7 protein-coding genes and 1 pseudogene are annotated in these 8,729 nt (G+C 66.2%); 7 read left to right on the top strand and 1 reads right to left on the bottom strand.

Annotated elements, in window-relative coordinates; all coding sequences use genetic code 11:
* The 4 genes and pseudogenes from F1544_RS16540 to murJ all read left to right on the top strand — a co-directional run.
* Positions 1-435 (top strand): annotated as a pseudogene (locus tag F1544_RS16540) (cation diffusion facilitator family transporter); the annotation flags it as partial.
* Positions 436-1,238: 803 nt separating this feature from the next.
* On the top strand, positions 1,239-2,504 hold the full coding sequence (gene ftsW / locus F1544_RS16535; protein WP_167587207.1) for a putative lipid II flippase FtsW: 1,266 nt from the start codon (positions 1,239-1,241) through the stop codon (positions 2,502-2,504).
* Between the two features lie 433 nt (positions 2,505-2,937).
* Entirely contained in the window at positions 2,938-3,828 is an 891-nt protein-coding gene (locus F1544_RS16530; RefSeq protein ID WP_167587205.1) for an SAM-dependent methyltransferase, read from the top strand.
* 102 nt (positions 3,829-3,930) lie between these two features.
* A complete protein-coding gene (murJ, locus tag F1544_RS16525) occupies positions 3,931-5,601 on the top strand; it encodes a murein biosynthesis integral membrane protein MurJ (RefSeq protein ID WP_167587203.1) in 1,671 nt (556 codons plus the stop codon).
* A gap of 140 nt (positions 5,602-5,741) precedes the next feature.
* Here the strand turns inward: murJ and F1544_RS16520 are convergent, their stop codons facing one another.
* Positions 5,742-6,113: an ArsR/SmtB family transcription factor gene (locus tag F1544_RS16520; protein ID WP_208972041.1), complete on the bottom strand. Its 372-nt coding sequence runs from the start codon at positions 6,111-6,113 to the stop codon at positions 5,742-5,744.
* Positions 6,114-6,221: 108 nt separating this feature from the next.
* Between F1544_RS16520 and F1544_RS16515 the strand changes: the two genes are divergently transcribed.
* Genes F1544_RS16515 through F1544_RS16505 form a run of 3 tightly spaced genes read left to right on the top strand, consistent with a single transcriptional unit; the run spans position 6,222 to position 8,724 of the window.
* The gene (locus F1544_RS16515; RefSeq protein ID WP_167587200.1) at positions 6,222-6,572 is read left to right on the top strand and encodes an NADH-quinone oxidoreductase subunit A; all 351 of its coding nucleotides are present in this window, start codon (positions 6,222-6,224) and stop codon (positions 6,570-6,572) included.
* The gene (locus F1544_RS16510) at positions 6,563-7,831 is read left to right on the top strand and encodes a hypothetical protein (RefSeq protein WP_167587198.1); all 1,269 of its coding nucleotides are present in this window, start codon (positions 6,563-6,565) and stop codon (positions 7,829-7,831) included. The genes F1544_RS16515 and F1544_RS16510 overlap by 10 nt, the downstream gene beginning before the upstream one ends.
* Positions 7,813-8,724: a complex I subunit 1 family protein gene (locus tag F1544_RS16505; protein WP_167587196.1), complete on the top strand. Its 912-nt coding sequence runs from the start codon at positions 7,813-7,815 to the stop codon at positions 8,722-8,724. Before F1544_RS16510 ends, F1544_RS16505 begins: the two co-directional genes overlap by 19 nt.
* The last annotated feature ends 5 nt before the right edge of the window (positions 8,725-8,729 follow it).

Genomic DNA, 8,729 nt, shown 5'->3' with positions numbered 1-8,729 from the left:
CTCGGTCGCGGTGCTGGTCGCCGCCGTCGTCATCGCTACCACCGGGTGGCTTCGCGCGGACGCGGTCGTCTCCCTGCTCATCGGTGCCCTGATCCTGCCGCGCACCATCAAGCTGCTGCGTGAGACCACCGAGGTCCTGCTGGAGTCCACCCCGCGCGGGCTGGACCTGGATTCAGTGCGCGAGCACCTGCTGGCCTTGCCGCACGTGCGGGGGGTGCACGACCTGCACGCCAGCCAGATCACCTCCGGCCTGCCCGTGCTGTCCGCGCGCACGTCGTCCTCGACGACGGCTGCTTCCACGACGGGCACACCCCGCAGATGCTCGACGCCCTGCAGGCCTGCGCGGCCGAGCACTTCCCGGTCAGCATCGAGCACTCCACCTTCCAGCTCGAGCCGGCAGACCACGCCGGACACGAAGGCGCGAACCATCACTGATGTTCGCCTCTAGCGGACAGGCCGGGGATCACCGAGCCGCCTCTGGCCGAGGTGACCGGTGCCGCCTGGCTGGGCTCGGTGACGGGTCCGTCAGTACTGCCTCGGCCAATCTAGCCGCTACCCAGATGTAGCAAACTACCTAGCAGGTCGACGGTTCAACTTCAGGGCCCTCGCCTCCGCGAGCCACCTCAAGATCCCCCAGACCGCCAAGGTCGCCCAGATGAGCCAGATACTCGCCTCCACGGCCTGAGTTTTCTGTACCGGACGGGCGGCTAGCGGCCCGCGAACCGCGTGTCGCGGGCCGCCAGTGCGTCTTCGACCGCCTAAAGCGGTACCGTCCCGGGGTATACATTCAGCATCAAGCAGGACCTGACCAGCTCGCCCGGCGACTTTAAGCATCCGCTCCATCACCGCATGTCCGTCCCAATACACGTGGGAGTGAGGGTCTGTCGGAGTATTTGAACAGTTCGCGTTTCGAGAACCGTAGTTCAAGCTGCGAGAGCGGGGCGTGAAGCCACTCTCACGTGTGCCAGGCAAAGGACCAATCATCGTCAGCCAAAGTGGGTTACCGCCCACATCACACGCGCCAGATGCCTGCCGTCGGCGCGCGGCAGTCTCCTCGCACACGGGACGCCACTTTGGCCTAGATCAGGACAAACAGACAACGACGCCCGTACTGACGTGGCCGAGGCAGGAACGAGTAAGAAGGGCCCTTGGGGATGGGCACAGAAGGTGAAGTTCGAGCTCAATCCTCAGTCACGAGACGGCTGGACGAGAACATCATCGGCATAATGAGGGGCTGGGTGGCCGAGAAGAGAGCAGAGCTCGCCTCTCCACTGAATGACTACTACATCCTGACTTTTGCTACCCTCTTCTTGGTGGTCGTCGGATTGGTGATGGTACTTTCCGCCTCCAGCGTAGAGTCTTTTCGCAAGTACGGATCGTCCTTCACTGAGTTCTTCGGGCAGGCGCAGTTGTGTGCTGTGGGGCTCATCGCTCTGGTTGTATGTTCGAGAATTTCTCCAGGGGCCTGGCGACGATTTACCGTGCCCATCTTCCTACTCTCCGCTGCACTGAATATGCTGGTGTTTGTACCAGGGCTAGGTGTCTCTGTGGGGGGTAATCAGAACTGGCTCGCGGTGGGACCCGTGCAGGGTCAACCCTCCGAGCTCGCGAAGTTGGCGATGATTCTGATGGTGGCATTGACGGTGGCCCGCAGGGAGAAGGGCATCCGAAGTTTCAAGGTCTTGATGGCCGCAACGGCTCCCGCCACAGCATCGACCATCGGCATCGTGATCATGCAGCGCGACTTGGGGACAGCGATGGTCATGCTGATCGTGCTCGGCGCCGTGCTGTGGGTAGGCGGCGTCCCAGTGAGGTTCTTCGGCTTAGCCGCCGTGAGCGGCGCTTGTCTGACCCTGGTCATGGTGCTGACGAGTCCCAACCGCATGCGTCGGGTCGAGTACTGGCTATCTGGCGGAGGCTCGTCGACCGACATCCAGGGGACAGCGTGGCAGGCCATTCAAGGTAAGTACGCACTGGCGACCGGGGGCATCTTTGGGATCGGCCTTGGTGCCAGTCGAGAAAAGTGGCAGTGGCTACCTGCAGCGAAGGACGACTTCATCTTTGCCGTCACCGGCGAGGAATTGGGTCTACTCGGGACCGTCCCGATCCTGCTTCTCTTCTTCGCAATCGCCATTTCGGGCGCTAGATTGGCTCGCCGAGCTACGGACCTGGGCTCCAGACTCACCATCATCGGTATAGTAACGTGGATCATTGCGCAGGCCAGCGTCAACATCGCGGTAGTCCTCGGACTCCTGCCCGTGCTGGGCGTGACGCTGCCGTTCATTTCCATGGGTGGTTCTTCACTTGTCCTCTCTCTTGTCGGAATGGGGATCTTGCTGTCCTTCGCGCGACATGAGCCCGATGCGGCAGAGGCACTCAAAGCGAACCGCAGGTGGAGGGGGACTGCTGCTATCCACGCGGGCCCCCGGCAGCCACGTCAGAACGACTCGACGATCGAGATTGCCACGTCGTCGACCCTGGCGGGAACGGCCGAAGAAGGTTGAGTCTGTGGTCGGCTAGATCGACTTCGCGCAACCGGTGGACATGTTCCAGCCAGTTCCTCGACCGTGCCACCACCGCCGAGGCTTGGCGGACACGGTGGGGGCTCGTCTTGGCTCGTCACGGTTTTTGAGCCCGAATGTCTTGCCGGCGGCGGGCGATGGCCACTTGCGGCTTCTCACCCCTAGGGTCCTGTGAGCCACTCCAGACCATCGGCCGTGGCTGAACAGCCTCTCCCACTGATGCGCTCGTTCGTGTTAGTGAGTCAACGCATCACTCAGATCCCGCCGTGGCGATACCTGACCATTCGGGCCGAATGCCGGCGCCGTCGCTGACGGGCTAGCGGAAGATGGTGCACATGTGCAAGGTGGAGTGGTGGACAGCAGACACCCAGTGAGGAGTGGCGCGGCCGCCCGACCGAAGGACTTGGTGGCGTGGTTGGCCACCGATCCAAACCTGGACGAGCTGCGCTCCGCCTTCCCGCAGGAGTGGAAGACCGTCCAAGCCCAGACCCATGCTCTCGTCTCCGCCGGGGACGTCGAGGCGTTGCGATCGCACTTGAAGGCTGCGCAGAAGCCGACCAGCTTCTCACCGGACCGGTGGGCGCCTCGCGACTTCCTGGTCAAGGCGGAGGTGCGCCGGCACATGACCCTGCGCGCGGTGCAGCAGGCCATCCTCTCGGCGACCACAGGTGTCACCGAAGGCCGGGTCCGGTTCACCCTCGTCAACGGCTGGCTGATGCAGAAGCTGCTCTTCCGCCGCGACCTCGAGCGCAAGCCCGTCTCCTTGCCGGCCTTCCGAGCCATGTGGCCGCTGCTGGGCCAGCGCCAGCTCCTGATGCCCCTGGTACGCCCCAAGGGCGTGTACTGCTTCTACTCCGCCGCGCTGCTCAAGGAGCTCGCCCGGCTGATCGGCGATCGCTCCTGCGTGGAGATCGCCGCCGGCGACGGCACCCTGACCCGCTTCCTGCGCCACTACGGCGTGGACATCACCGCCACCGACGACTACAGCTGGTCCAAGGCCGTCGACTACCCCGCCGACGTCGTGCGCCAGGACGCCCGGACCGCGCTGCGCACCCACCGCCCGCAGGTGGTCCTGTGCTCCTGGCCCCCGACCGACAACGACTTCGAACGTCACGTCTTCACCACCCCCAGCGTCGAGCTCTACGTGGTGTTGAGCAGCACCGCGGAGATCAGCGCAGGTGCGTGGGCGGACTACCGCAAGCAGGACACCTTCGAGCTGAGCACCGACGCCCGGCTCAGCCGGCTGCTCCTGCCCCCGGAGACCTCCCCGGCCGTGCACGTCTTCCGCCGCCACCACCGTGCCTGATCAGCGTGCTGTCCTGCCGAACCGTGGTGGGTCAGCTCGGCCGTGGCCGGATCAGGGAGCGCCCTGGTCACAGCAGGCAGTTCTAGCAGCGATCATTGTGAGGTGAAGGCGTTGCCGGAACGAAGCCCGTCTTCCGCCGCCTCGGCCCCGAGCTCTGTGATGCGCTCCAGCACGTTGATGGCCACGGGAACGCTGGTTTCACGTGTGCTGGGTTTCGCGCGCAGCGCGGTACAGGGCGCAGCCATCGGCGGCACCACCCAGGTCGGCGCACAGACTTTCGACGTCGCCAACAAGGCACCGAACACCTTCTACATCCTCATTGCAGGCGGGATGCTCAACGCCGTCCTGGTCCCGCAGATTGTCCGAGCCTTGAGGATGCCCGATGGGGGGAAGGAGTTCGTTGACCGGCTCGTGACCCTTGCTCTGGTGGTTATGGCTCTTGCGACCGTTCTGCTGACGGCGGCGGCACCGCTCGTCGCCCGGCTCTACGCCAGCAGATTCCCCGACGACTGGCTCGCACTGACCGCGACGATGGCCTTCTGGTGCCTTCCGCAGATCTTCTTCTACGGTTTGTACACGGTGCTCGGCCAGGTACTCAACGCCAAGGGAAGCTTCGGGCCGTACATGTGGGCGCCAGTACTCAACAATGTCATCGCCATCGCGGGATTGACTACTTTCCGTGTTCTCGTCCCCAACGCCCGGAGCATGACCGCCGATGACTGGACGCCGCCCATGGTCGCCCTCCTCGCGGGAACGGCGACGTTAGGGATCATCGGACAAGGGCTGGTGCTCTTCTGGCCGCTGCGCCGAAGCGGTTTCCGTTATCGGCCGCGGTGGGGTTTTCGTGGCTTCGGACTGCGCAGCGCGGGCCGCGTGGCTGGCTGGACCTTCGCCGGAGTGATGGTCACACAACTCGTCTTCGTCGCGACCTCGAACACCACGAGCAACGCTGGACGGCAGCTGGCCGAGTTGGGCTTGAACGGGGCAACGGGCGCTTCCTACACCTACGCCTATCTCCTGTTCATGCTGCCGCACTCCCTCGTCGCGGTCTCGCTCGTGACGGCACTTTTCACACGTCTCAGCACCAACGCCGCCTTGGGCGATGTGACCGCTGTACGCCGTGACTTCTCCTCGGGGGCTCGCACTGTCGTGGTTGCGGGAGCGCTGGCTACATCCACCTTCGTTGCACTGGGGCCTTGGATCGGAGCAGCTATGGTCCCTGATGGCCGACCGATCGGGGAGGTCCTGAGAGTCATGGCCCTCGGTCTCGTACCGTTCAGCGTCAACTATCTCGTTGCGAGGGTTTTCTACGCCTACGAAGACGCAAGGACACCCTTCATCGTCTCAGCCGTCAATGCCACCGTCATGGCCCTCGGCAACCTGCTTTGCTGGCTTGCCGTTCCTCCGGAGTGGACCGTTGTCGGTATCGGGGTCTCCATGACCGTGGCGAATTCCGCCTCATTCACACTGGCGGTGGTGCTGCTGCGCAGGCGGCTGCGCCATCTCGATGGCGAGGGCATTGATGGTTACCTGCTCCTACGCACAGGGGTGAGGGTCCTCATCATCGGCGTCGCGGCTGGCACGCTAGCCTTCTCGGGCGCCCACGAAGCGGGGGAGTTCACAAGTCAGCTGACGAACCTCGGCATAGTGCTCGGCGGCGGCACCATGGTGCTGACAGTGTTCGCGATATTGTGCCGGTTGATGCGCGTGAAGGAGTTGTCGGATGCAGTTGTTCCGTCGCTGAGGCGAATCACGCGGTTGGTACGCGGGTAGAGCGTCTGCTTTGCGCCGCCCGGTTGCTAGTCGTCGCCGGAAGGCCCGACTCGCGATTTTGGCCTCGGCTGTACGCCTCATCGTCGCTCGGTGAAGGCTAACGATGGGCACTGGCCGAGCACGTGAACCGGTGCAGGCGTCTATCCCTCGTCATCGCGTTCATGCGTCAAAGACGTCAGTCGTCGCAGACAGTGCTCGAGCAACGGTTCGGGGAAGCCGTCGGCGAGCCGGTAGAAGACGATGCGGCCTTCCTTGCGCCTGCTGACCAGACCGGCGGTACGTAAGACCCGAAGGGCGTACCCAGCAGCGTCCTCGGTGATGTTGAGGGCGAGGGCAGTGTCGCCAACGCACAGTTCCTGAACCTCGTCGAGGGCGTACAGCACCCGTGCCCGGGTGGGGTCGGCGAGCAGGCCCAGGATTGCGGTGAGGCGCTCCACATCCGCAGCGGCTGGCACACGCTCTTGGGCCCGCTCGACACGGTGTGCGTCGACAGGATGGGCGTGGTCCGTCACGTGGGACATGCAACCACTGCTTCGGGTTGCCCGCACGTGCGTACGGGTATGAGATCCAAGAGCACTAGCCGCGGCGAACGCGACCTGGTCGAGGAGGTGGAGGCGGGTATGCAGTCCTTCGTCGGGGTGCTGGCGGTCCTCGCGGTGGCTCTGCTGGGGATAGGCACGTTGTATGCCGTGGCTCGGCTGACGGCGGTGGCGCCGGACCCGGTACGCAGCCTGCCCTTCTTGTCCGGGCACGACCCGCTCGAGCATGCCCTCTCGCGGTTCCACGTCCGCTGGTACCCGGTCACGCTGATCTTCCTGGCCTTCGACGTCGAGATGCTGTTCATGTACCCCTGGGCCGTCGTCGTGGCCCAGATGGGCTCGGGCGCGGTGATCGAGATGTTCGTGTTCCTGGGCGTCCTGCTGGCCGGAGTCGCTTGGGCCTGGCGCGAAGGAGCACTCCGGTGGGTCTGAACGAGCTTCTCGGCAGGTGGGCCGTCCGACGGGCCCATGTCCTGGTCATCGAGGTCCCCGGCGCGGCCGGGGTCCGGATGGCGGTGGAGCGGGGACTGACCGCACGCTCGTGGGTGCAGGCGACTTCGCCGGCCGAGGCGGACGTGCTGGCGGTCTGCGGTAGCGCCGGTCCACGGATGAGCGTCGTCATTGCGGCCGTCTGGGACCAGATGCCCGGACCCCGTACCCGGGTCGACGTGGTGGGCTCCGCCGGGGTGCCCGCCGCGCTCAATGCGGCCGCCGTCGCACTGCTGGACAGCGACGCGCAGCGCAGCGACGCCACCTCCCGCCTCGGCTCGTGGACCGACACGGACGACGAGAGAGATGCAGGCGACGAAAACGACGACGACCACCAGAGAGACGAGAGCAACGGGAACGACGGGAACGACGGGAACGACGGGGAGGCGTCACACGGCGACATGGACATAGGCGAAGACCACGGCCACATGGACATGGGCGAGGACCACGGCGACATGGCTATGGACATGCCGATGCCCGGTGGGATCGGCTTGGCTGAAGGCGGTCAGGACCGTGACGGCCTGGAGATGGACGTCCTGCACGTCCCGCTAGGACCGGTCCTGCCGCACTGGCCGCCGGGCCTGGTGTTGACGTGCACGCTGCAGGGCGATGTCGTCGTGCAGGCGACCGCTGAGATCGTCGACCCGGTCGCGGGCCGGGGTCTACCGGTGACGGGTGACGCCCGCCGTGACGTCCTCGTCGATCGCTGCGATGACGTGGCCCGGTTGCTGGCTGTCGCCGGTTGGGGCTCCGCGGCTGCGCAGGCGCGCCAGTTGCGGGATGACGCCCTCGATGGAGTTGCACTGCCGGTGTGTGCGGCGGGCGTGGCCCGGTTGACGCGTCGCGTCACCCGTTCCCGGGTTCTGGGGTGGTCCTTGCGTGGGCTGTGCACGGCTACCCGAGCCCCGGGTCAGGACAGCTCTGCTGCGGGCTCGGACGTGCTTGCTGTGGAGTTGCCCGACCGGCTGCGCGGTTGGCTGGAGGAGGCCGCGGCCGCAGCTGCCGCGCCGACAGGGTCGCTCGCCGGGGTGGGCCTCACCGACGTAGCGTTCACCGACGCGATCCCACCCGTTGCCTTGCCACAGCTGGTGACGGGACTGGACCTGGCCGCGGTGCGCCTGATCGTCGCCGGCACGGGGGTCGTGGCCGACCTCACGGCCTCGGCCGCAGGCGCGCGGGCGAGGTGGCGGCGGACGTGGTGACGGTCTCGGTCGCTTGGGCCCCGCTGGCGCTGCTTCTGGTGGTGGCCGCCGCCTGGTGGGCGGCCTGTCTGGACGCGGTGGTCTCCGGTGGCCGTTGGGGGGCCCCGGCAGCGGAGGCCGCACGGTTGCTGCGGCAACGTCGACGGACGCTGCTGGCGGCTGACCGTCTGCTGTGGCGTTTGGGGGGCGGTGGGTTGCTGGTGGCGGCTCTGCTGATGGTGGCGGTCATTCCGCTGGGGCGTTGGACACTGTCCGACCTGGGGGTCGGGGTCGTCTGGTTCAACGCGATGGACGTGCTGGTGTGGGCGCTGGTGTGGATGGCCGGCTGGGGTGCGAACAGCACACACGCCCTGGTCGGGGGGTACCGATTCCTGGCTCAGGCGCTGGCGTATGAGCTGCCGCTGATGTTCGCGCTGACCGCTCCGGCGGTCGGTGCTGGCAGTCTGCGGGTCGCTGATGTGATCGCCGCCCAGCACGGGCTGTGGTTCGTGGTGTGGATGCCGGTGGCGTTCGTCGTGTTCTGCGCCTGCGTTGTGGCGTTCTCGGTGCAGGGCCCGTTCGCCGCCGCGGCCGCAGCCGACATTGGCGGTGGGGTGCTGGCCGAGGTGTCGGGTGTGGACCGGCTGCTGCTGCTGGCGGGGCGCTACGCCCTGCTGGCCGCGGGGTCGGCGTTCGCGGTGGTCGCCTTCTTTGGTGGGGGGGACGGGCCGTGGCTGCCGGACTGGGTCTGGACCCTGGTCAAGACCTTCGCGGTGCTGTCGGTGCTGGTGCTGGTGCGCCGGCGGGTGCCGCTGTTGCGCCCGGACCGCCTCGTTGAGGTTGGCTGGGTACTCGTCCTGCCCCTGACCCTGCTGCAACTGCTCGTGGTGTCCGTCGTCGTGGTCGTGAGGTGAACTGG

It is taken from the genome of Kineococcus rubinsiae (assembly GCF_011839805.1).
Lineage (GTDB): Bacteria > Actinomycetota > Actinomycetes > Actinomycetales > Kineococcaceae > Kineococcus > Kineococcus rubinsiae.
The sequence above is the reverse complement of the archived record's forward strand: the minus strand, read 5'-3'. Positions and strand labels throughout refer to the sequence as shown.